Raw genomic sequence first — 22,738 nt, 5'->3', positions numbered from 1 at the left:
GGAAACTGCATGAATTTGCGTGCCGCAGTTTATACCAATGATGCTCAACTCTACCTCTTGCTGCGCCACATACTGGGGCAAGAAGGCGTAATTGCACGCCTCACAACACAAAGCGGCGATCTGATTAAGCTCTGCCAAAGTGGGACAATTAAACTCATAATCATCGATAGTTCGTTGCCTTTATCCAATACGGCCCAGCTATGCCGGTCATGCAAAGACGTAACAGATGATATCGCCATTGTGTTGCTGTCCAGTGGCATTGAAGAAAACTCAACGCACTTCGAGGCACCCCAGATCGTAGACTTGAATATCGCTTCGCCCTTTGATCCGATTTCAATAATACAGCTGATACACAACATCCGCAGTGACATGCCGCTCAGTGTTGAGATGCCAACTGAACATAAATTGATGACATACGCAGATGTAGAGCTAGATGTTACAAGAATCAAAGTCAGAAGAAATGGCCACGATGTTTCATTGACTTCTCTGCAGTTCAGACTGCTTCAGTTTTTGATGATGCAACCTACCGTCATCCACACACGAGATGAACTGATTTCTGCAGGCTGGCCAAGCGAGTGTGAGGTGGAACCAAGAACGGTCGACATTCATATTGGACATTTACGTCGCTCACTCTCCTCTCACGGGCCAGATATCATCCGGACTGTGAGAGGTCGTGGTTATGCAATTGACATTGATGCCAACCATAATGGCTAATGCAGATAAGTATCTGTTTGCATTTCGTTGAATAAATCGGACCAGAACTGATATTCTGCCTGCTGGCACTCACACCAAGCTGCCAAAGCACAATATGCGACAGCAGTTACTGCATCCTGTCCATAAATCGCGACCGCATGCTGCCGCATTTTCAGCCTGGTTTCACCACCATAATCTTCACCGAATTTCAGCGAGTTATGGCGCAAATTTGAGACGACGTGTTGAGACAAGCGGAACCTCCTCCGCCCGGCACTCTACCTAAAATTTTTCGCCGGACGTTAAGGCCTCAAATGAGTCACGCAACTCTTGTTAAGAATCAAAAACGCGTGGCGCCCCTGGCAAATTTTCTAATGTTTCAACCTACCGATAAACTATCCCAACTTATGAAAATCGGCAATAGAAAGGATTTAATTTATTCGTATGTGGCAGTCTAAAAAGCTTATACCAAAACGGCATTATTTGCTTATGGAAATAATTAACTTTAGTGCCGCTCAAATATATCATTCAAAACGCATACATCTATTGAAAATTTTTCTCCGCCTCTATTATTACCCACCAGCCGTCGATGCACATAGCGCCTATGCGAATTAATGCAGCAGCTGCGAAGGCGAAATAACTAATCAACACAACCACAGAAATTCACTATAAAAGTGCATAATGTAACCACATGTGGTCACCAATTCACAAGGAAGGAGTGATCTCATGAGAAGTATGAATATCAGAGAAGAAAAAGCAGGGTTTTCTGCACTGGTGGATGCGGCCGAACATGGCGAGAACATAACTATCACTAAATACGGGAAACCTGCAGCAGTCATTATCCCACTTGATTTGGCAGCAAATATCGTTCCTCAAAAGCCAAATTTCGCAGAATTCCTGATGTCTGTTCCAACCGATTTCGACATTAATCACAATTAAATACCTGGACGTGAATTCGAGTTCTAGCATATGCAAAATAAGAAATAACGGGCTACCTTCTCGACGCGTCGATCATCTCAGCCTTCGCTCCAGATCGCCCTGCTCTTTCCTCAGAAATCGCAGATTTTTTCTTACAGAATACTGACAAGCTTTTTCTATCCGCTGTTACGGTGCAAGAGATCCAGAAAGGCGCCGTGAAACTTCGACTGGACAGCGGCAACAAAAGCAAAAAAGCGACCGCTTTGTCTAATTGGCTTGATAGCTTAATTGAAAAATTCGCTGACAAGATTTTGCCTGTAGATGCGGCCGTTGCTCGTGTTGCTGGCGTTGTCGAAGCCACTGCTACCGCTAAAGGAAGGAATCCCGGTTTTGCTGATGTCCTTATTGCATCTACCGCGAAAGCGTATGAGCTCGTTTTGCTAACGGCGAATATGAAGCATTTTGAGCCCTTGATATCGAACTGGGAAATCCGTTCGAATAATTATTCGGCGTTTAAGTGTGCATTTTATCTCACTCGCAGATATGCGAGATAAGAACGGTTGAAAATAAAAACGGAAAGATATCAATCAGCTGGAATTCTTATTAGAGTCGGGAGGCAAGGCGTATGAATACACCCAACAAAGTTGCGAATTAAAATGCTGGCTCCTGTTTCAACTTGAGGAGATGTAGCTGACAAATGGCCTCAATCTCGTCGATCAACTCTTGGGTGCGTCCAGATAGCCAATCCAAGGCTTCTTCACCAATTTCAAAATGCTTGGAATAACGCGCTTTGACATAGGCTTCATTCACCACGTTAAACCATGCGGAGTAACGCTGTTGATCACGGGGCCAAATATTCGCGAGACTAGGGGCCTGGCTCTCAGCTATGCTTCGCAGGAATTTCACATTATGTGACGCCGGCGTGTAGTTGGTCAACGTAAGGAGCAATCCCGAATAGGCTTGCTCGATCGATTGATGAAGCAAAAATGCTGCTTCTTTGAAGTCCCCTTCTGCAATATAGAACTTAGCTCCTTTAGAAAACTTCTGCGCATGTGGCACTCGATCTTCAAAATAGCCTTTTGCAATTTGATACGCTTCTCGGTCTGATATCGGTTGGGGCTCAGTTAGTGGCTCGTCGTCAAGTTCATAGAGAACTATGCCGTCACGCCTGATATCGACAAAGAAATACTGCCCCTGCTTAAGCGCGTTATTAACTTCCCGGCGTGAGTGAACGATGAACTTAACCGGCGTTTTCAGCTCAGGTGCGTGGATTAACCGGTCATCAGCCTTATTCCAGTAGGTTGCAAATTCCGTCAGCCGTCGATCATTGACAATGATCAAAAGATCATAATCAGATTGATATCCCTTGGATGTGTGCGGCTCATCAACCCAGTCGCCGCGCGCGTATGATCCGAAGAGAATAATTTTTAAAATACGTCCACGTTTCTTGAAGTCGGCCGAGCCAAGCTTTAACGCATCATCAAGCTCTTCCAACAGGATCTGAACTATCCGGCGAAGTTCATTCTGTTTGCCGAGCGGTAAATGATCGATGCTGGATTTCATAAGAGACGCGTAATTTTTCAAAGACATAAGCAAATCATAACCCCTATCACAGCTCCGATCTACATGTTTGGCTGATCGGCCATAACAAAATATTTGTTGCACCATTTTTCGTGAATAATTTCAGCATGATCCAGAATACTCTTATAAATTTATCCCTATAAAAAAGCCATTTTACAAAAGTTTTATATTGATTGAAAGCTTTTGTTGCGACAAAATTGCCAGCTAGAACCAAAATTTCTCGGAGAGTCGCAATGAACCCTACGGTGTTGTTCTGGTCACGCAATCCAGATCATTTTTTATGGTTTGACCATATCCTCGGACAAGAAGGCTTTAAAAGCAAACTCGTAGACGCCCAAAGCTTGTTGCCAACAATTAAAGAAACACACACGTTAAGTATCTTGTTCGATGCTGAAGAACAATCGACCGAGGTTTGCGATCTTTGTGAGGTGATTAAGAACGATAAAGCAAACGCTTATCTTCCCCTGATCGCCATGATCCCAGCGGGCAATGACGATAGCTGCCTTAACCTGCTAAAAGCTGGAATTGACGAATGTTTCGTACGTCCGCTATCGCCTGCACGTATTCTTAGCTACCTGCACACTCTTATCGACAACAAATGGCATATGGGCCAATCGCCAGAGGCTCAGTCTGAATACCGTGAATTCCGAGAAATAGCACTTGAAACAACCAGGCGGGAAGTCAAGTATCAGGATAAAACAGTGCAACTAGGTTCCATCGAGTTTAAACTCCTGTCACGCCTCCTAGACGTACCAGGCCGTGTTTTCTCTCGCAACGAACTTATTGGAGCCGCATGGCCGCCTAACCAATTCGTTCAATCACGAACTGTCGATGTTCATATGGGACGTTTGCGCCGGTTGCTTACAAAGCTCATCAATAAGTCGATCATCCGAACGGTTCGATCAGCGGGCTATGCAATCGAATGGGACTAGCTGGCCGCATTTTTTGCAAATGAGCCCGAATGCAAAACAACGTTACGTTATCTTCTCAAAAATTTCCACCCTGCTTCGTTGAATAACAAAGCCTTCCATCTTTAACTCGGCCATTGTTTTTTGTGGGAGTTGAAGATGGTTGAAGGAATATCTACGCCTAACCGGAGCAGTTCTGATCAAAAATTCCGCAACACGGCTTCATTGATTTCTTCGGCAGGTCCGAGTTTCGAGACTGCACATTTTGAAGGTATCATGGCTCTCTATGTTCAGCCTCACAGCGGCCGAACCGTCAAACTACCAAAGGACGAAACCACCATTGTTGATTTCGTTCGATGCTCTTACCTTGGTCTCGATAACCATCCCATGATAGTGGAAGGTGCGCTGCGTGGTATTAAAGATGCACAAACGCTGCATTGGTCATGTGCAAGAACCCGATTGAACTTCAGTGCGCTTGGCACGCTCGAAGACATGCTTTCGTGTTTGTTTCATGCAAGAGTCATTACATATACCACTGTTCTTGCTGCCAATATGAGTGCCCTGCCGTTACTGGCTTCGGGGCACCTCACAGACGGGATAAAACCTGTCGTCGTTTTTGATCGTCTCGCTCATGCAACATTGGCCTACCACAAAGCGACTGTTGCTGCAGAAACCCGCGTGGAAACAATTGCTCATAATGACATTCATCACCTGGAACAGATTTGTAAAGACAACCCGTGCGTTGCCTATGTTTGTGACGGAGTTTATTCGATGGGCGGCAATGCACCCATTCAAGAACTGTTACGATTACAGCAACAATACGGTCTGTTTCTTTACATTGATGATGCTCATGGCATTTCTCTTTTCGGCAAAAGTGGAGAAGGCTTCTCCAAATCCCAGATTCCTGATCTGGGTCCGCGTACCATCATAGCTGCTTCACTTGGCAAGGGATTTGGCGCATCAGGTGGCATGCTAATGCTTGGAACTGCCCTCCAAGAAGTCTTGTTCCGTCGGTTTGCAATCGCGCATGCCTTTTCCGCGTCGCTCAACACCGCATCAATAGGTGCCGCGATCGCTGCTGCTGAACTCCATCAGACACCGGAGTTAAGTGATCGCCAGAATATTCTCCAAAAGCGGATAGCATTTTTCGACCTTATGATGGACACACCTGAAGCCGACAGAATTAAGCTGCCCATTCGTACGATAGTATTGGGTGACGAGATAGCGGCTATCGCTGCTGCCCGTCAGCTTCTTCTGAAGGGATTCTACGCATCAGCAATTTTCTTTCCAACCGTTGCACGTGGACGGGCCGGCTTACGGGTATGCATGACAGCCTCCCATACAGAACAACAAATCCGTGGGCTTTGCGAAGCGATTGTCGCTGTCAGAGATAGCTTCCTTTAGCAAGCCCCTGATCTCCGTGCTGGTACCAGCAAATAGCACGCCCAACGTGTGGCTTACAAGAAACGGCTGATTTAGGGACTACCCACGTTATGCAGAGTTACAAATATGAATTCCATGCATTTATTCAACTAGTTGATCCTTACGAGGCAAGCAAAAAATTCTGCTCGTCTTACAGCGAACATATCATAGCCATAAATCGAGGAGTGCATAAAAAACGGCTCGAATTTGGCGACGGTCGCGCCACTCTCCGTTCCGCCGCAAATGGTTTACATCTTCATGTGGAAGCGCTTGATCTCACTACGTTACTTGGAATCAAATGCCTTCTACAAATAGGTCTGAAAATTAATTAAGATCAGTCACAACACTGCTTTAAATAGATCACGGCATCTCAGCGATTTGGATGATAAAGAAGAATTGAACCATCAGGGATTTCGCTCACATTCTTAGCTCGACTTGTTACACAATTATTATCGATTTCGCAGATGGTATTGAACGGATCGGTTATTAATTCACGGCAGACACTAGTCCTGGTTCATTCATCTGATCAGATTAAACGATGAATGACCAGAACGATTGAACTCGATAATCATACAGGCAATGTGCTTCTCATCGACGACTTAAATGGCTTGAACCTTTTCGTTTCGGTTTCACAGCCCCACCTCCCCTCATCTGCTCGTCCTTCTTTGGCGCACAACTATCGACAGGTCATCCGGAAGTGCGAAGAACGACAAAATCTGCCGGCATTTGCCCATACAGGATTGCTGGCATGCCTGCTTCATCGCCGTTAGTTCGGGAGAAGCGCTCAACAAGCTTCTTTGCGCTGACCTCTATCGCGCCGCGCAAGCCTGCGTGACCGATGCTGGAGATGCCCGTCCAAACCGATGGTTATCATACTCTCATACGCGGGTTTTCACCGCCTGACCATATTCGATGCGGGCTCGCCTCGCTCTAAGAACGGATATCTATCCCAACGTGTGTCCATGGTTTTCAACACAGATCCTGCCGTCAAAAATAAGGCCATTGCCATCATAGATGGTCAGGCCATGAGCCCGACTATCCGTACGATTTATGGTGCCGAGCAGAGCGCAGAACAAGCTAAAACTACCATACCAGATAACCAGTCAGAAAATCTATCCGGGATAAGTAACCGTGGAACCACTTCGTTCGCATGATGCACTTTTGATTGATACGCCACTACAGCAACTCGGCTTTTCCAGAAACTGAGTCATATGGCTCCGCCTCGTCGCGGATCATTCGTTAAGTATTCCACCGCTGCCGCCGAACAGAGCCAGTGTGTTATGTAGTTTATTGGTGACTTCCGGTTCACCTAGTTGCAACATTAGCTCGGAGTCAAACGGCTCAACCATTAGGCGCCCGCGCTTATGCAGCGCTTCACCCTCAGCTGTGAGAGCTGCTACCCGAACGCGTCGGTTTTCTTCATCCACAGTCGTATGGACTAGGGATCGCACAATCAAGGGACGGAGGTTTGCCGTTACTGTTGCCTGATCCTTTCCAATACTGTGGGCTATTGCGGTTAGGCGGATACTCTTTTCTTGCGCGATGACGCCCAGCACAATCATCTGCTGGCTGGTCAATTCTGGCGGACGCAAAACTTCATCAAGCCGTCGCGAGATTATGCGATTGATCCGTTGCACGGCGATGCAGAGTCTGTAGTACGACAAGGCGCTTGTATCCTGCTGCATGTTCTTCCTTGCTACGTTTGGTGATGTGAGCTTGTCGTTTTCTCAACAACAGCTCCTCTGTTGCTCGAAAGTCGGCGCTTAATGCGGCTTAAGCCCGGCAAACGCGCCTGATGAGTGGGTAATGCGGATCCTCTGTGGCGGCGTTATCCGGAACCACAACGCGTACAGCGCAGGAAGGAAGAGCAAGATCATCACCGTCCCCGCTGCCGTGCCGCCAATCAATGTGTATGCCATCGATCCCCAGAACACCGAATGAGTTAAAGGGATGAACGCCAGGATTGCAGCAAGTGCCGTCAGGATGACAGGTCGCGTCCGCTGCACGGTTGCTTCAATCACAGCGTGATAGTCGTCAAGTCCGGCCGCCTGGTTCTCTTTGATCTGTTCCGTAAGGATCAACGTGTTTCGCATCAGAATACCCGCCAGCCCGATCAAACCAAGGATCGCGTTGAAACCGAAAGGCTGATTGAACAGCAACAAGGTTGGCACCACACCGGCAAGACCAAGCGGCGCTGTCAGCATAACCATCGTCATCGTCGACAGGCTACGAACCTGAAGGATGATGACGATCAGCATGGCTGCTATCATCAGCGGGAAGACTTTAACAAGAGCAACATTGGCTTTGAGGGATTCCTCAATATTGCCGCCCATTTCGATACGATAGCCGACAGGAAGCGATGCGATCAGTGGCTGCAGTGCCTTCATGACCTGTTGCGACACTTCAGGGGGCTGCGTCGCCTCGTTGATATCCGACCGGACCGTGATAACCGGAGTGCGATCGCGACGTTTGAGGAGCGGTTCCTCGAAACGAATCTCGGAATGACCAATCTGATCAAGCGGAACCTGACGTCCGTTCCTGCTCATCAGCGAAAAGTCGGCGATGCGTGATGGATTAAGGCGGCTCTCGCCAGAACTTCGTGCAATGACCGGCACATTGCGGATATTGTCGCGCACCTGAGTAATGGGAATACCACTGAGCAGCATTTGCATTTGCTGCGCCGCCTCCGAAGGTGAAAGCCCGATAAGATTCAAACGCTCCTGATTGGGGATGAAGCGCAGCACGGGCGTGCGGTTGCCCCAATCACGATTGGCCTGACGGACATCGGGCACATTTTTCATGATCGCCAGAGCTTGCTCGGAAATCTTGTAAAGTTCATTCTCGTCAGGCCCCATGACACGGAATTCGACCGGGAACGGTGTATAGGGTCCGAAGACGAGCTGGGTCACACGCACGGAGGCTTCAGGAACGAGGCCGTCGGATATGGCAGTTCTAAGGCGATGCTTCAGTTCTTCACGTGCACGAGCATCAGGTGTCAGCACGACAACCTTGGCAAAGGCAGGGTCGGGCAATTCGGGTGCCATTGCAAAGAAAAACCGGGGCGCGCCCTGCCCAATATAGCTGGTAACAATATTTGCTTCCGGCTGGGTTTGTAGCCATTGTTCGACTTTCGTGACTGCCGCAGTTGTGGTCTCAATGCTGGTGCCTTCCGGCATCCTAACTTCGACGAGCACTTCCGGCCGGTCCGACGTGGGGAAAAACTGCTGCTTCACACCGCCCATCCCAATGACCGAAACAGCCATCATCACGCCGACAACAGCACACGTTGCAAACTTATGGCCAACCGAAAACTCGATAAGGCTGCGCAAACGACGGTAGTTCGGCGTATCATAGATGGTGTGATGTCCGCCCTCAACAGGCTTGATGTCAGGCAGCATCTTCACACCGAGATAGGGCGTGAAGGTGACAGCCACGATCCACGATACGATAAGCGCAAAACCCACCACCCAGAAGATGTTACCGGCATATTCGCCAGCCGTCGATTTTGCGAAGCCAACAGGCATTAGCCCGATAATTGTGACAAGTGTGCCCGACAGCATCGGTGCTGCTGTATGGCTCCAGGCATAGGCGGCCGCCTTTATGCGATCCATGCCCTCTTCCATCTTCACGACCATCACCTCAATAGCGATGATCGCATCGTCGACGAGAAGACCGAGCGCAAGGATCAACGCTCCAAGCGTGATGCGATCGAAGAACCGTCCGGTTTCCAGCATGATGAGGAAGACGACGGCCAATGTCAGGGGGACGGCAAGCGCGATAACAATGCCAACGCGCCAGCCGAGTGCGACAAGACTCACGAACAACACGACGCCAAGAGCCATGGCGAATTTGAGCATGAACTCGCCAACGGCCTCATCGATGTTGACGGCCTGATCGCTGACTTTTGTTAATGTCATGCCAAGCGGCAATGTCTGCGCGATCGCGGCGGCGCGTTCCTCAAGCGCCTTGCCAAGCTCAAGGCCATTCCAGCCCTGCTGCATGACGACGCCCAGCATCACAACCGGTTCACCATTGTGCCGGATGATGTAAGTGGCCGGGTCCTCATAGCCACGCCGTATATCCGCCAGATCGGAAAGTTTCAGCGTCCGTCCACCTGCCACGATCGGCGTGTCGGCAATCGCTTGTTCGCTGTTGTAGGCACCGTCAAAACGGAGGAACACCTGAGGGCCGCGCGTATCAATTGAACCTGCTGGCGTGACTGTATTTTGTCTTTGCAAAGCTACGGCGATATCCTGCGCCGAGATACCCATCGTTGCGAGCTTGGCAAAAGAAAATTCTACGAAAATCTGCTCAGGGCGCTCGCCGAGAATGTTGATCTTTTTAACACCCGCAACATGCAGCAGATCCTGGCGCAGAACCTCTGCTTGCCGCACGAGGTCGCGCATCGGCATACCCTTCGCCTTCAATGCATAAAGAGCAAAGCTAACATCGGAATACTCATCATTGACAAAGGGGCCCATGACGCCCGCAGGCAGATTGCGGGCTTCATCGCCAAGCTTCTTGCGTGCTTGATAAAATTCCTCTTCGACCGCTGACGCCGGCGTATTGTCCTTAAGCGTAACAGTGAGGAATGCGTAACCTGGCCGCGTCGTTGTTTCGACGCGGTCATACCAGGTGAGTTCCTGCATTCGCTTCTCAAGCGGCTCAGCAACAAGATCCTGCATTTCGCGCGCGGTGGCGCCCGGCCAGACAGACGTCACTGTCAGAGTTTTGATGGTGAATGAGGGGTCTTCGGCGCGTCCGAGCTGGAGGAAAGCATAGACCCCCGCCGCGGCCAAAAGAACAATGAAGAACAGCGTGACTGCGCGTTCACGCACCGCGATGGCGGAAAGATTGAGGCCCATCAGTTTGCAACCTTGTGCTCTGTGTCAGTGCGGACAGACGTGCCTTCTGCCAGCAGATGCGCACCAAGTGCAACAACCTGTTGACCAATCCGAATTCCAGTGACAGTGGCCGTTTCCTCACCAATACGCTGTACATTGACGGGGGCGAAGCTCACAGTGGAGTTGACCTCATTGATTACCCATACACCAGTTCTGCTGCCATCATCCAAGATCGCGCCCACAGGCAAGGCCACGTGCGCGCTCTTGTCAGCATCTCGAACTTTGATTGTCACGGTAGAACCAAGCGGCGCAGATGCAGCCGCAGCTTGAAGAACATAGCGTGCCTCGTAAGTGCGGGTTTGCGGATCAGCCGCGTCAGATATCTGCCTTAATGTGGCATTTCCAATAAGGTTGTCGCTGCCATAAACGCTGGCATCTGCCTCCGACCCTATCTCAGGGCGCATGGTTTCCGGCAACCACACAACGGCTTCGCGTGGTCCTGCCTCAGCAAGCTGCACAACAGTTTGGCCCGCTGATACGACCTGACCGGGTTCACCAAGCGCATCGACGACTGTTCCGTCGGCATCGGCAATCAGGACAGCATAGGTCGCTTCATTTTCTGCAACCTTGGCGTCGGCTTCGGCCGCAGCAAGCTGTGCAACAGCAGTATCAAGAGTGGTTTTCGCCTGTTCGTATCGCTGCGGCGTCGCCGCCAATCCATTCCTGACCAGTGCAGCATAACGCTTTTCATCCGCTTGTGCCTGCACTAGCACAGAACGTGCTGCATATACCGCGTTGCGTTTCGCTGTGAGCGCGAGTTGAAGGTTCGTTTCATCGATACGCATCAAGGGCTGATTTTTTTTAACCTGCTGCCCCGTGTCGACCATCCGTTCGACAATTTTTCCAGGAACCCGAAAGCCTAGATTACTCTGTACCCTTGATGCGACCGTGCCGGTGAACGCCCGTTCTGCGACATCCGTTTTTGTGATCTTAGCAACTCTCACCAGTGGCGTCGCGGTCCTTGGATCAGCCGCTGCGGCTTCCCGCTTTGGTACTTCCATAATTACAAAAACGGCCGCCGCGGTGGCGGTAACCACCGTCAGACCCGCAATGGCCCAAACTTGTTTGCGTTTCATTTGAATTCTCTCTTGACCGGCGATGCATAAGATTTAGATTGCGATCTAACTCTATTTTTATTATAGATGTCAAATGAAATCTATCAGGAGGTCCACATGAGAGTGAGCCGGGCACAGGCTGAAGAAAATCGCGAGACGGTCATCAACGTCGCAAGCCGTCTTTTTCGTGAAAACGGTTTCGACGGGATCGGTCTTAAGGACCTAATGAAGGGGGCGGGCCTCACCCAGGGAGGCTTCTACAAGCAATTCGCGTCAAAGGATGACCTCATAGCACTCGCGTCACGGCGCGCGCTTGAAAGCGCAACAAGACGATGGTCAGATGCCGCCGCAGACAGTTCCGATCCCTTGGAAGCCATCTTGGCCTTCTATCTTTCTCCGGATCACCGGAGAGAAAAGGCAGAAGGCTGTCCTTTGGTAGCACTGGGATCGGATGCGGCACGGCTAAGTGCTGAAGTGCGGCGTCCGTTTGAGGATGGTATCAATGCTCATTTTGAAGTGCTCGATGAATTGACGGACAATACCAAGGGGACTGCTCCCAGCAGCAAGGCTATGGCCATACTCTCGCTCATGGTGGGCGCGGTCACTTTATCCCGCATTATGGAGGACAAGACCTTGTCGCAGAGCATCCTAGACGCTGCAACTGATGAAGTCAGACGTATTGCGCACAGCGATAATGTTGCTTGAGCAGTTTTGCCGGTCGCAGTGCCTACATCAAGCTAACTATTTAAGCGAAGACAGGTGAAAAACATGCGTCGTGTTGTTGTCACAGGTATGGGAGCGGTCAGCCCCCTCGGAACGAATGTCGACATATCATGGTCACGACTGCTTGCGGGCCAAAGTGGTATTCGACGACTAGGTGACGATATCGTAGGGGATCTACCTGCGAAAGTGGGCGGTGTGGTCCCATCTATCGACGAAGACCCAATAGGAGGCTTCGATCCGAATAACATCTTAGCGCCAAAGGATCAGCGCAAGGTCGATCGATTCATCATTTTCGCACTGGCGGCTGCTGAAGAAGCTCTCGCTCAGGCAAACTGGCGGCCGACTTCAAATGAAGAAAGGCTTCGAACCGCAACTATCATCGCGTCTGGTATTGGTGGCTTTCCCGCAATTACCGAAGCGGTCCGCACTGTTGATCAACGCGGCGCCCGCCGTCTCTCACCCTTCACAATACCATCATTCCTCGTCAATCTCGCCGCAGGACAGGTCTCAATCCGCCACGGATTCAAAGGCCCGCTCGGTGCGCCGGTTACCGCATGCGCTGCCGGCGTTCAGGCCATCGGCGACGCTACACGGCTCATCCGGGCAAACGAAGCAGACATTGCGGTGTGCGGTGGAACTGAAGCCTGCATGAACAATGTGAGCCTGGGCGGCTTTGCTGCGGCGAGGTCGCTTTCGACCCGCTTTAACGAAACGCCGGACCAAGCATCGCGGCCCTTCGACGCCTCGCGTGACGGTTTCGTCATGGGAGAAGGAGCGGGCATACTGGTCATTGAATCGCTCAGCCATGCGCTTGCGCGCGGCGCCACGCCGCTTGCCGAAATCGTCGGATATGGCACGACAGCCGATGCGCATCATATCACCTCCGGCCCAGAGGACGGCAACGGCGCGCGCCGAGCCATGGAAATTGCCATCGCGCAAGCCGGAGTTTCTGCGCGTGAGATTGGTCATCTGAACGCTCATGCGACGTCCACGCCGGTCGGGGATTTAGGAGAGATTAGGGCCATCAAGAGTGTGTTTGGCTCCGAGCGTTCAGTTGCTGTCAGCGGCACTAAGTCGGCGACGGGACACTTGCTGGGTGCTGCAGGCGGACTGGAAGCCATCTTCACGATTTTGGCGCTTCAGAAACAGATCGCACCACCGACCTTGAACCTTAACGACCCCGATCATGAAGCCGACGGCATCGATTTTGTTGCGATGAATACGCGATCGCTGAACACTGAATTCGCCATATCAAACGGCTTTGGTTTTGGCGGCATCAATGCAAGCGCAATTTTTCGACGGTGGAACTAATAGGCTGTTGAGCACCGCGCGTCCGCACGATCTCACCCACTAATGAGACTCGACAAAGCGGTATAACCGAAGGTTGGAAGCTGGAAATGCCCTATTATGCGAAGGCGGTTTTATTTCAGCAATCAGCTCTTGGCTTAGATAGTGGGTGAGCTAAGGTCAGCGCTGTTAAATAAAGGGCAGCACTATCATCGGTGGGGAGACGCAAAGGGCACGGGCTGACAGCCTAAGATGAGGCGGCTTATAGAAAGTTGAAATGCCATTCGAATAGCCTGAATGAAAGGATAAAGCGGTTGTCGACCGATGTGATTGCCAGTCAGAAAATGCAACAGCATCGTTGATTCAGAGGTTGCTCGCCTGGAAAAGCTATATCGACGCCCCGTGTTTAAATGAACCGTGCGGCCACCATAGTCTTGTCCCATGATATGTTAGCTAACGTTATTTTCTTTTGAGACTAATACGACCGTAAATCCATTCCGGTCTCTCAACAGACGTCGAGCTATGGAGATCCGCCAATACACAATCTCTTACCTCTTGCGGCATGTGTGCAGCCCGTGGATGTTGTCCCTGTCGGCTTATGTGTATAAGGAGCTGTTCACAGAGCGCCATTGTCTCTCCATCTGCATTGAGCAATCTCATGAACACATGCATACATTTGTGATCAGCATCCAGAACAGTTAGTTCCACACTCAACGCTTCACCGACATGGCACTCTTTCAAGTACCCGATGCGGCTATCGAGTGTGTAAAGCGTGGCATTGTTCGCCTCGCGATAGGTGGCGGTGATCCCGATCCGCCCCATATACGCTGTTGCAGCGTCGGAGAAGACAATGCCATAGGCATAATCCCCCATGTGGCCATTATAGTCGATCCAGCTTGGTGAGACAGTTGTGTGATAGATAGACAAAGCCCCGCCCATTCTCATTTCCTCCGGTTAAACCATGCATAGAACTCGCCTACGATGCCTTTACGGAAGAGCAGAACGCAGGCCATGAAGATGACGCCGGTGACAATTGTCACGGGGAAGTCTGAGGTTGCAAGGTAGTTCTGCAGAGCCACCACAAAGGCTGCACCGACGATCGGGCCGATCAGTGTCCCGATGCCGCCGAGCAGAGTCATGAGGATCACTTCGCCCGACATCTGCCAGCCCACATCGGTCAGCGTCGCAAACTGGAAGACGAGCGCCTTCATACCGCCTGCAAGACCCGCAAGCGCTGCCGACATCACAAAAGCTGCGAGCTTGTAGTGATTGACGGAATAGCCCAATGATACTGCACGGCTTTCATTTTCACGCACGGATTTGAGGATCATGCCGAAGGGCGAGTTGATGATGCGCCAGATCGCAAAGACCCCGACTACAAACACTGCCAGCACAAAATAATACATATTCATCGGCTGGTTGAGATCGATGATGCCGAAGAGATAGCCGCGCGGCACGCCCTGCAATCCGTCCTCGCCATGGGTGAAGGCTGCTTGCAGGCAGAAGAAGAAGAACATCTGTGCCAGCGCCAGAGTGATCATCGTTGAATAAATGCCCTGACGACGAATGGCGAGATAGCCGATCACAAGACCGAGTGCTGCGGCGGTTAACATGCCAAGCAGGATGCCAATCTCAGGCGTCACGCCCCATACCTTGACGGCATGGGCCGTCACATAGGCCGCACCGCCAAAGAAGGCTGCATGGCCAAACGACAGAATGCCGGTATAGCCGAGCAGCAGGTTGAAGGCCGATGCAAACAGCGCAAAGCACAGCATCTTCATCAGGAAAATCGGGTAGACCATGAAGGGCGCTGCGATTAATCCGATAACGGCGATGACCAGGATGACAGCAGAAAGGCTGTTGAGAGCAGGTGCCTTAGCTTCGTGCGGCACTGTCGTTGCTTTAAGAGCGGTATCAGCCATATCAGGCCTCCTTCCCGAACAGTCCGGCGGGTCGCACCAGAAGGACGATAGCCATGATAACGAAGATGACGATGCTGGAAGCTTCCGGGTAGAAGACCTTGGTCAGACCTTCGGCCAGCCCCAGCACATAGCCGGTGATGATGGCGCCTAAGATTGACCCCATGCCGCCGACGACCACCACGGCAAAGACCACGATGATGATGTTGGACCCCATCAACGGGCTGACCTGATAGATGGGAGCTGCCAGAATGCCGGCAAAACCTGCAAGAGCTGCGCCCAGAGCATAGGTGAAGGTGAGGAGCAGCGGCACATTGATGCCGAAGGCTTTCACAAGGGTCGGGTTTTCAGTGGCAGCACGCAAGTAAGCGCCAAGCTTGGTCTTTTCGATCAGCAACCATGTGCCGATGCAGACGATGAGTGAGGCGACGACCACCCAGGCGCGATAGTTGGGCAGGAACATGAAACCGAGATTGCTGCCACCTGCAAGCGATGGCGGGACGGCATAAGGCTGACCGGCAGCGCCATAATAATAGCGGAACGTGCCTTCGATCACGAGTGCTAAGCCAAAGGTGAAGAGCAGGCCATAGAGCGGGTCGAGATTATAGAGCCTCGAAAGCGCTACGCGTTCGATGATCGCGCCGCCGAGGCCCACGATCAGCGGAGCGAGAATAAGGGCTGGCCAATAGCCGATGCCGAGCGTGCTCAACAACAGATAGCCGACAAAAGCGCCGAGCATATATTGTGCACCATGGGCAAAGTTGATGATGCGCAGAAGGCCGAAGATAATGGCAAGGCCAAGGCTCAACATGGCATAGAAAGAACCGTTGATCAGGCCGACGAGCAATTGCCCGAGAAGCGCCTGCAAAGGGATGCCGAAAATCATTGTCATTGTTTCAGACCCCCAATGCTTCATTCAGCTCTGCCATGCGGGCAGGCAGTTCAGTTGTTGGGAAGTTTTCCGTTACCACGCCATGATCCATCAGATAGAAGCGATCAGCGATCTTGGCGGCAAAGCGGAAATTCTGTTCGACAAGAAGCACGGTCATGCCGCGTTTTTTCAGCTCTACCAGCACATCACCGATACGCTGGATGACAACGGGCGCTAGGCCCTCCGTTGGCTCATCAAGCAACAGAACTTTAACGCCAGTACGCAAGATCCGCGCAATCGCCAGCATCTGCTGTTCGCCGCCCGACAGCTTGGTGCCGGGACTGTTGCGGCGCTCGTAGAGATTGGGGAAGAGTTCGTAAATCTCATCGAGCGACATTGCCCCGCCACCTTTGGCAACAACCGGTGGAAGCAGCAGATTTTCATGCACATTGAGCGTCGCGAAGATACCGCGCTCTTCTGGCACAAAGCCAAGCCCTGTCCGGGCAATGCGATGTAGCGGCACGCGCAAAAGGTCTTTACCATCAAGCGTGATCGTACCCGTTCGCTTGCGAATGATACCCATAATGGCGCGCAGAGTTGTGGTCTTGCCGACGCCATTGCGGCCAATCAGCGTGATTGTCTCGCCGGGCCAGATGTCGAGGTCGACGCCGTGCAGGGCATGGCTTTCGCCATACCAGGCATTGAGCCCGCGCACGGATAGCAAGGGTTGGCCTCTATTCATGTTCGGTTCCCATATAAGCGGTGCGCACGCGCTCGTCTTTGGAGACGATGGCATAATTGCCCGACGCGAGAATCTCGCCGCGTTGCAGCACCGTGACGTGATGGGCGATATCGGCCACCACTTTGAGATTGTGTTCGACCATCAGCACCGCACGATCCCTGGCCACATCGGTGATGAGGGCTGCAATGATGTGCACGTCTTCGTGCCCCATACCGGCCATCGGCTCATCAAGCAGCAGCACTTTTGGGTCGAGTGCCAGTGTGGTGGCAATTTCGAGCGCACGCTTGCGGCCATAAGACAGATCAGCCGCCAGAGCATGACGGGCATCAGCCAGACCGACGCGCTCCAGAAGCTCAATCGCTTTTGCGTCAAGCTGATCGAGTGCGGACAACGAACGCCAGAACTGCGTTGCAAGACCGCTGGGGCGTTGCAGGGCGACTTTCACATTTTCCAGCACCGTCAGATGGGGGAAGGTGGCCGAAATCTGAAATGAGCGCACCAGCCCCATGCGTGCAACCTTGGCCGGATCAGTTTTGGTGATGTTCTCACCAAGCAGTGTGATCTCGCCGCTTGTCGGCTGGAGAAATTTTGTAAGCAGGTTGAAGACGGTCGTCTTGCCTGCGCCATTGGGGCCAATCAGCGCATGAACCCGCGCATGATCCACATCAAGATCGACATTCTTTACTGCATGAAAGCCGCCAAATGATTTGCCGAGCCCACGTGCCGACAGAACCGTCTGCGTGCTTGTTTGCGCCACATCTGGCCCTGCTTCACGCAGGGCCGTAACGGTTTGAGTGTTATTCGCCATTAAATTACACCCTTACTGCGTGACCAGAGGGCAGCCGCCTTTATCAAGCGGACGGAACGCTTCATCGCCTGGAATCGTTTTGAGGACCTTGTAATAGTCCCATGGACCTGTGGACTCTTCGGGTGTCTTGACCTGCACCAGATACATGTCATGCACCATGCGACCATCTGCACGCAGTTTTGCATTGCGGGCGAAAAAATCATTGATGTCCATGTCGCGCATCTGATCGAGAACAGCTTTACCGCCCGTTGACTTCGCAGCCTCTGAAGCTTTGAGGAAGTTCATAACGGAAGAATAGACACCGGCATGAACCATGGTCGGCATCTTACCGCCCATACGCTCGCCAAAGCGCTTTGACCATTCGCGGGTCTGGTCATCATAATCCCAGTAAAATCCGGTCGTCAGTGTAAGCCCCTGAGCCGTTTCCAGACCGACACTGTGAATATCAGAAAGGAACAACAGCATACCCGCAATACGCTGGCCGCTTTGCGTAATGCCGTATTCATTGGCCTGCTTCAGTGCAGTCATTGTGTCGCCAGATGAGTTTGCGAGCGCAATTACGTCGGCACCCGATGCCTGTGCCTGCAACAGAAATGAAGAGAAATCGGTCGTTTCGCGCGGATGGCGTACAGAGCCTACAACTTCCCCGCCGCTTGCTTTGACAGCCTCAGCTGTGTCACGCTCAAGAGCATGGCCGAATGTGTAATCAACGGTAATAAAATACCATTTTTTTCCGCCCTCCTGCGTAACAGCCCGACCAGTACCATTTGCCAGTGCATAGGTGTCCCATGTCCACTGCGCGGTGGTTGGCGAACAGGCCTCACCCGTCAGGTCAGATGACCCGGCGGTGGAAGCAAGAAAGGCAATATCCTTGTCACGGGTGATTTCCTGCACGGCCATCGCCACGGAAGACGTCGGCACATCGATTATGGCCTTGACGTTCTGCTCATCAATCCAGCGACGAGCAAGCGTCGAACCAATATCTGGCTTATTCTGGTGATCGCCGACGATCACTTCAATCGTCTCACCATTCAGCTTACCGCCAAAATCTTCGACCGCCATTTTCGCGGCGACTACTGAACCCTCTCCTGCGAGATCAAAATTCATGCCCGACATATCTGTCAGAACGCCAAGCCGCACCGGCTCAGAAAACGCCGGACTTGCACTGATCATTGCCGCCAGAGCAGCTGTCGCTATGAATGCTTTCATTTGAGTGTCTCCTCCACACTTTTATCGATCAGCTTGCCTCGCTGACCGTCTCCCCAATTATTTTTGCCAACAAAAACTGATCCGCTTCATAGCCACTCGCCCAATTGGTGCGATATCTGGAATCGATTGCCTGCTTGGACATACGCAACGCCAATGGCGGGCACTCAAGGATCGTTGCAGCCAAAGTTTTCGCCGCAGACAATGCGGCTCCATCCGGTGCCATCTCATCGCACAAACCAAGGGACAACGCGTTTTCACCCGGAACGCGCTCGCCGGTAAACAGCAGTCGTTTGGTTTTTGAAGGCCCAACAAGTCCGCTCAGCAGTGGCAGGCCACCCCAACCCAGCGTCATGCCAAGACGCACTTCTGGGAACTGAAAAAAAGCACTTTCCGCCATAATACGAAAATCAGCAGCAAGCGCCAGAATGCCGCCACCGCCAACTGCCGGACCTTCCACCGCGGCAATAGTCACCTGTGGCAGACTGCGCCATCGCTCGCACATGCGCCCACCCTGAGCCATCGCATTATGACGGGTGACGACATCCGCCTCGCGACGCCAGAGCAAATCATCCTTCAGATCCACACCTCCGGAAAAACGCGACTGCGTTCCGCTGAGGATAACGACCTGAACCCCAACATCCGCTGAAAGTTCGTCTGCGGCCGCAATCAGCGCATTGATAGCTTCATCATTCAGCGCATTGGCCTTCGCCCCGCGATCATAAATAACGACAGCGAGGGGGCCTTCGCGCTGGATGTCCACAATGGCCATTTCCATCCTCCCAGATGTTTTCGCTTTGACATACTACCGAGTATGTTGCATATTCCAAATGGGTTTGCAACTGCCCTCTTTTGAAGGTCTAGTTGCTGCCGGGGTAGGAGGAATTCAGAATATGACGCCAGACCAGCGCGCGCTTAACCGTAACCATTCCGTATTACGGTATCTTCTCGATCAATATGCAGCGGAGCGTCCCACGGCACCCTTCGTGCATTTTTGGCCATCCACAGAATGGAACTACAAGACGACCCGAGACCGCGTTCGCCAGCGTGCGGCTACACTGCAATCCCATGGCGTGAGACGCGGCGATCATGTCCTTTGCTTTATGGGCAACGGCCCGGACCTGCTCACGACCTGGTTTGCTATCAACTATATTGGTGCAGTCTATGTGCCAATTAATACCGCCGCCCTCGGACGCCCGCTGGAACATATTCTGGACGACGCGGACGCGCCGCTCATGGTCGCACATGTCGACCTCGTGGAACGTTTGCGAGACATCGCTCCGGGCAAGCTGCGTAAAGTTCTGGTGGTCGAGGGCACAGTTGACTGCGCAGTCGCTGGCGTTGAAACCCTGCCTCTGATCGATGTTGAAACCGTCAGCGAGACCGAACTTGTTCTCGACACGCCGATTGAGCCGTGGGACACGCTCGCGATCATGTACACTTCTGGTACGACTGGCAATGCCAAGGGCGTCGTGACCTCTTATGTGCAGCTTTATACGATGGGTCCAGACGCCTTCGATTGCGTCGACGAAACGGATCGTTGCATGATCTGCGGGCCGATCTTCCATTGCGGCTCCACGCTCTATGTCTATGCGATGTTGGCACGCGGACTGTCGATTGGCATGATGCGCGAATTCAAAACGCAGCATTTCTGGCAAGCGGTGCAGGAAACGAACTCGACCTACTGCCTGTTGCTCGGCGTCATGGCGAGTTTCCTTCTGAAACAACCCGTTTCACCGGATGATCGCAACCACCCGCTGCGCCGCGCCTTCATTACCCCGTTCGGTGAGGATGGTCCGTTGTTCGCCGAAAGATTTGGTGTGGAGGCCTGGACCATCTACAACATGACCGAAATCGCCAGCCCGCTTGTTGCGGGACCCGGCATCACGCAAAAGGGAATCGCCGGAAAGCCGCGCCCTTGGTATCAGTTGCGTGTCGTTGACGAAAACGACATCGAAGTGCCGGATGGCATGGCAGGCGAACTGATCATTCGCTCTGACCGCCCCTGGGCTTTGATGAAAGGCTATTACAACAATCCGAAAGCCACCGCGGAAACCATGCGCAATGGCTGGTTTCACACCGGAGACAGTTTTCGCAAGGATGAAAACGGCGTTTATTTCTTCGTTGATCGTCTGAAAGACGTCATTCGGCGGCGCGGCGAAAATATCTCGTCCTTCGCCTTGGAAGCCGAAGTGCTTTTCCACGACACCGTCAAAGAATGCGCAGCTATCGCAGTACCAAGTGAATTGAGCGAGGATGAAGTCCTGATCGCCGTGACGCCCGTGGAAGGACAGGAAATTGTTGCCGAGGAACTACTGGATTTTCTCGCAGGTCGTCTGCCCCGCTTTATGGTGCCGCGCTATGTGCGGATTTTGGGATCTCTTCCAAAGACGTCCAGCGGTAAAATCCAGAAACATATTTTGCGCAGTGAAGGGGTTACCGGAAACACGATCGATCGCGAGCTGAAGGTGAAGCGCGCAAGTTGATTTGTAGAAGCTCGACACCGATAAATCGAAAGAACTGAACACATGGAAAATTTCGTTTTCAATACAACGCCATCCATCGTGCTACAGACCGGTGGTCTGGCGAAGATCGCCGATATTGCCGGGCACCTGTTGGGCAAGCGCGTTGTGATTGTGACCGACAAGGGATTGCGCAAGCTCGGACTTCTGGCCCCTGCAATAAATACGCTGGAACAAGCAGACATTGCCGTTTCGATCTTTGACGACGTGCAGGTTGACCCGCCAGAGGGCAATGTTCTCGCGCTGAAAGATCACATCCTGGCGCATGAAGCGACAGGTGTCCTCGCCATTGGCGGCGGCTCCTCGATGGATGTTGCAAAGGTTGCAGCCCTGATCGCAAAGAGCGGCGAAGCGCTCAACGACATTTACGGCGTCAACATTGCGCGTGGCCCGCGCCTGCCGCTCGTTCTGGTGCCGACAACAGCGGGAACAGGGTCGGAAGTCACACCGATATCGATTATCACCACGGGAGCATCGGAAAAGAAGGGCGTCGTTTCTCCGCTTCTGCTGCCGGACATGGCAGTGCTTGATGCGGATTTGACCGTAGGTCTGCCAGCAGCGGTAACCGCCGCGACCGGCATCGATGCGATGGTGCACGCCATTGAGGCCTATGCGTCAGCGTCTGCCAACAACAATCCCCTGTCGCGCTCATTGGCGCGCAACGCCCTGCAACTGCTCGGCTCCAATATCCGCACTGCAGTCTTTGAAGGCCAGAACCGTGATGCACGGGCTGCCATGCTGCTTGGCTCATTGCTTGCCGGTCAGGCTTTTGCCAATTCTCCGGTGGCTGCGGTTCATGCGCTCGCCTACCCGATTGGCGGGCATTTCCATGTGCCGCACGGCTTGTCCAATGCACTCGTGCTCACGCATGTGCTGCGCTTCAACCTGCCGGAAGCAAGCCATATCTACGCGGAAATCGCAGCGGATGTTTTCCCCGAACTTGCCGGCATATCGGCAGAAAAACGCGCTGAAGCCTTTGTCGAAAAACTGGCAGATCTCAGCCGCGAGCTTGGCGTGCCACAAACATTACGCGAGGTGAATATTGCGGAAGGCGATCTGCCTCTCCTTGCGCGCGACGCCATGAAACAGACCCGCCTTCTGGTCAACAATCCTCGCAAGGTAACCGAGGCGGATGCTCTGGCGATTTACAGCGCCGCATATTGATATCACCGCTGTTGGTGT

Annotated in this window: 21 protein-coding genes; 9 read left to right on the top strand and 12 right to left on the bottom strand. The window is 52.3% G+C overall.

Annotation, left to right across the window (positions count from 1 at the left end):
• The first annotated feature begins 9 nt into the window (after window positions 1–9).
• Window positions 10–714 (top strand): winged helix-turn-helix transcriptional regulator, encoded by a 705-nt coding sequence (locus ACSME1_RS22195; protein WP_105708248.1) that lies wholly within the window; start codon window positions 10–12, stop codon window positions 712–714.
• Here the strand turns inward: ACSME1_RS22195 and ACSME1_RS22190 are convergent.
• Complete coding sequence (locus tag ACSME1_RS22190; RefSeq protein ID WP_146113593.1) at window positions 711–944, bottom strand: hypothetical protein; 234 nt, start codon at window positions 942–944, stop codon at window positions 711–713. The two genes, ACSME1_RS22195 and ACSME1_RS22190, sit on opposite strands and share 4 nt — an antisense overlap.
• A gap of 472 nt (window positions 945–1,416) precedes the next feature.
• Here ACSME1_RS22190 and ACSME1_RS22185 point away from each other — a divergent pair, with 472 nt between their 5' ends.
• Both ACSME1_RS22185 and ACSME1_RS22180 read left to right on the top strand, forming a co-directional pair.
• Window positions 1,417–1,629 (top strand): type II toxin-antitoxin system Phd/YefM family antitoxin, encoded by a 213-nt coding sequence (locus ACSME1_RS22185; RefSeq protein WP_105708251.1) that lies wholly within the window; start codon window positions 1,417–1,419, stop codon window positions 1,627–1,629.
• 44 nt (window positions 1,630–1,673) lie between these two features.
• Window positions 1,674–2,162 (top strand): PIN domain-containing protein, encoded by a 489-nt coding sequence (locus ACSME1_RS22180; RefSeq protein WP_105708253.1) that lies wholly within the window; start codon window positions 1,674–1,676, stop codon window positions 2,160–2,162.
• A 97-nt stretch (window positions 2,163–2,259) separates the two neighbouring features.
• Here ACSME1_RS22180 and ACSME1_RS22175 read toward each other — a convergent pair whose 3' ends face one another.
• Window positions 2,260–3,171: a nucleotidyltransferase and HEPN domain-containing protein gene (locus ACSME1_RS22175; protein ID WP_105708255.1), complete on the bottom strand. Its 912-nt coding sequence runs from the start codon at window positions 3,169–3,171 to the stop codon at window positions 2,260–2,262.
• A gap of 251 nt (window positions 3,172–3,422) precedes the next feature.
• On the opposite strand from ACSME1_RS22175, the gene ACSME1_RS22170 reads away from it, so the two are divergent.
• Together ACSME1_RS22170 and ACSME1_RS22165 are read left to right on the top strand one after the other, a co-directional pair.
• Window positions 3,423–4,121, top strand: a complete 699-nt coding sequence (locus ACSME1_RS22170) for a winged helix-turn-helix transcriptional regulator (RefSeq protein WP_105708256.1) — start codon at window positions 3,423–3,425, stop codon at window positions 4,119–4,121.
• Window positions 4,122–4,256: 135 nt separating this feature from the next.
• Window positions 4,257–5,501: an aminotransferase class I/II-fold pyridoxal phosphate-dependent enzyme gene (locus tag ACSME1_RS22165; protein WP_105708258.1), complete on the top strand. Its 1,245-nt coding sequence runs from the start codon at window positions 4,257–4,259 to the stop codon at window positions 5,499–5,501.
• Between the two features lie 1,250 nt (window positions 5,502–6,751).
• On the opposite strand, the gene ACSME1_RS22160 is transcribed toward ACSME1_RS22165, so the two are convergent.
• From ACSME1_RS22160 to ACSME1_RS22150, 3 genes are all read right to left on the bottom strand, one after another.
• A complete protein-coding gene (locus tag ACSME1_RS22160) occupies window positions 6,752–7,204 on the bottom strand; it encodes a MarR family winged helix-turn-helix transcriptional regulator (protein ID WP_105708260.1) in 453 nt (150 codons plus the stop codon).
• 78 nt (window positions 7,205–7,282) lie between these two features.
• Window positions 7,283–10,384, bottom strand: coding sequence for an efflux RND transporter permease subunit (locus ACSME1_RS22155; RefSeq protein WP_435655510.1), 3,102 nt, complete (start codon window positions 10,382–10,384; stop codon window positions 7,283–7,285).
• Complete coding sequence (locus ACSME1_RS22150) at window positions 10,384–11,499, bottom strand: efflux RND transporter periplasmic adaptor subunit (RefSeq protein WP_105708264.1); 1,116 nt, start codon at window positions 11,497–11,499, stop codon at window positions 10,384–10,386. Before ACSME1_RS22150 ends, ACSME1_RS22155 begins: the two co-directional genes overlap by 1 nt.
• A gap of 96 nt (window positions 11,500–11,595) precedes the next feature.
• On the opposite strand from ACSME1_RS22150, the gene ACSME1_RS22145 reads away from it, so the two are divergent.
• The gene (locus tag ACSME1_RS22145; protein ID WP_105708265.1) at window positions 11,596–12,183 is read left to right on the top strand and encodes a TetR/AcrR family transcriptional regulator; all 588 of its coding nucleotides are present in this window, start codon (window positions 11,596–11,598) and stop codon (window positions 12,181–12,183) included.
• Window positions 12,184–12,246: 63 nt separating this feature from the next.
• Complete coding sequence (gene fabF / locus ACSME1_RS22140; protein ID WP_105708267.1) at window positions 12,247–13,512, top strand: beta-ketoacyl-ACP synthase II; 1,266 nt, start codon at window positions 12,247–12,249, stop codon at window positions 13,510–13,512.
• Window positions 13,513–13,947: 435 nt separating this feature from the next.
• Here the strand turns inward: fabF and ACSME1_RS22135 are convergent, their stop codons facing one another.
• The 7 genes from ACSME1_RS22135 to ACSME1_RS22105 are packed head-to-tail and all read right to left on the bottom strand — an operon-like array spanning window position 13,948 to window position 19,806.
• The gene (locus tag ACSME1_RS22135; protein WP_181153699.1) at window positions 13,948–14,427 is read right to left on the bottom strand and encodes a thioesterase family protein; all 480 of its coding nucleotides are present in this window, start codon (window positions 14,425–14,427) and stop codon (window positions 13,948–13,950) included.
• A gap of 2 nt (window positions 14,428–14,429) precedes the next feature.
• Window positions 14,430–15,410: a branched-chain amino acid ABC transporter permease gene (locus ACSME1_RS22130; RefSeq protein ID WP_435655509.1), complete on the bottom strand. Its 981-nt coding sequence runs from the start codon at window positions 15,408–15,410 to the stop codon at window positions 14,430–14,432.
• 1 nt (window position 15,411) lies between these two features.
• Window positions 15,412–16,299, bottom strand: a complete 888-nt coding sequence (locus ACSME1_RS22125) for a branched-chain amino acid ABC transporter permease (RefSeq protein WP_024899297.1) — start codon at window positions 16,297–16,299, stop codon at window positions 15,412–15,414.
• Window positions 16,300–16,303: 4 nt separating this feature from the next.
• On the bottom strand, window positions 16,304–17,020 hold the full coding sequence (locus ACSME1_RS22120; RefSeq protein ID WP_435655508.1) for an ABC transporter ATP-binding protein: 717 nt from the start codon (window positions 17,018–17,020) through the stop codon (window positions 16,304–16,306).
• On the bottom strand, window positions 17,013–17,828 hold the full coding sequence (locus ACSME1_RS22115; protein WP_435655507.1) for an ABC transporter ATP-binding protein: 816 nt from the start codon (window positions 17,826–17,828) through the stop codon (window positions 17,013–17,015). Before ACSME1_RS22115 ends, ACSME1_RS22120 begins: the two co-directional genes overlap by 8 nt.
• A 12-nt stretch (window positions 17,829–17,840) precedes the next feature.
• Window positions 17,841–19,037: an ABC transporter substrate-binding protein gene (locus ACSME1_RS22110; RefSeq protein WP_435655506.1), complete on the bottom strand. Its 1,197-nt coding sequence runs from the start codon at window positions 19,035–19,037 to the stop codon at window positions 17,841–17,843.
• A gap of 28 nt (window positions 19,038–19,065) precedes the next feature.
• Window positions 19,066–19,806, bottom strand: a complete 741-nt coding sequence (locus ACSME1_RS22105; protein ID WP_105707853.1) for an enoyl-CoA hydratase/isomerase family protein — start codon at window positions 19,804–19,806, stop codon at window positions 19,066–19,068.
• Window positions 19,807–19,927: 121 nt separating this feature from the next.
• Here ACSME1_RS22105 and ACSME1_RS22100 point away from each other — a divergent pair, with 121 nt between their 5' ends.
• Entirely contained in the window at window positions 19,928–21,520 is a 1,593-nt protein-coding gene (locus ACSME1_RS22100; protein WP_105707851.1) for an AMP-binding protein, read from the top strand.
• Between the two features lie 42 nt (window positions 21,521–21,562).
• Complete coding sequence (locus ACSME1_RS22095; protein ID WP_105707849.1) at window positions 21,563–22,720, top strand: iron-containing alcohol dehydrogenase; 1,158 nt, start codon at window positions 21,563–21,565, stop codon at window positions 22,718–22,720.
• Window positions 22,721–22,738 lie beyond the last annotated feature (18 nt).

Origin of the sequence: Brucella pituitosa (assembly GCF_965577835.1) — a bacterium.
GTDB lineage: Bacteria > Pseudomonadota > Alphaproteobacteria > Rhizobiales > Rhizobiaceae > Brucella > Brucella pituitosa.
This window is presented reverse-complemented; position numbering and strand designations above follow the sequence as displayed.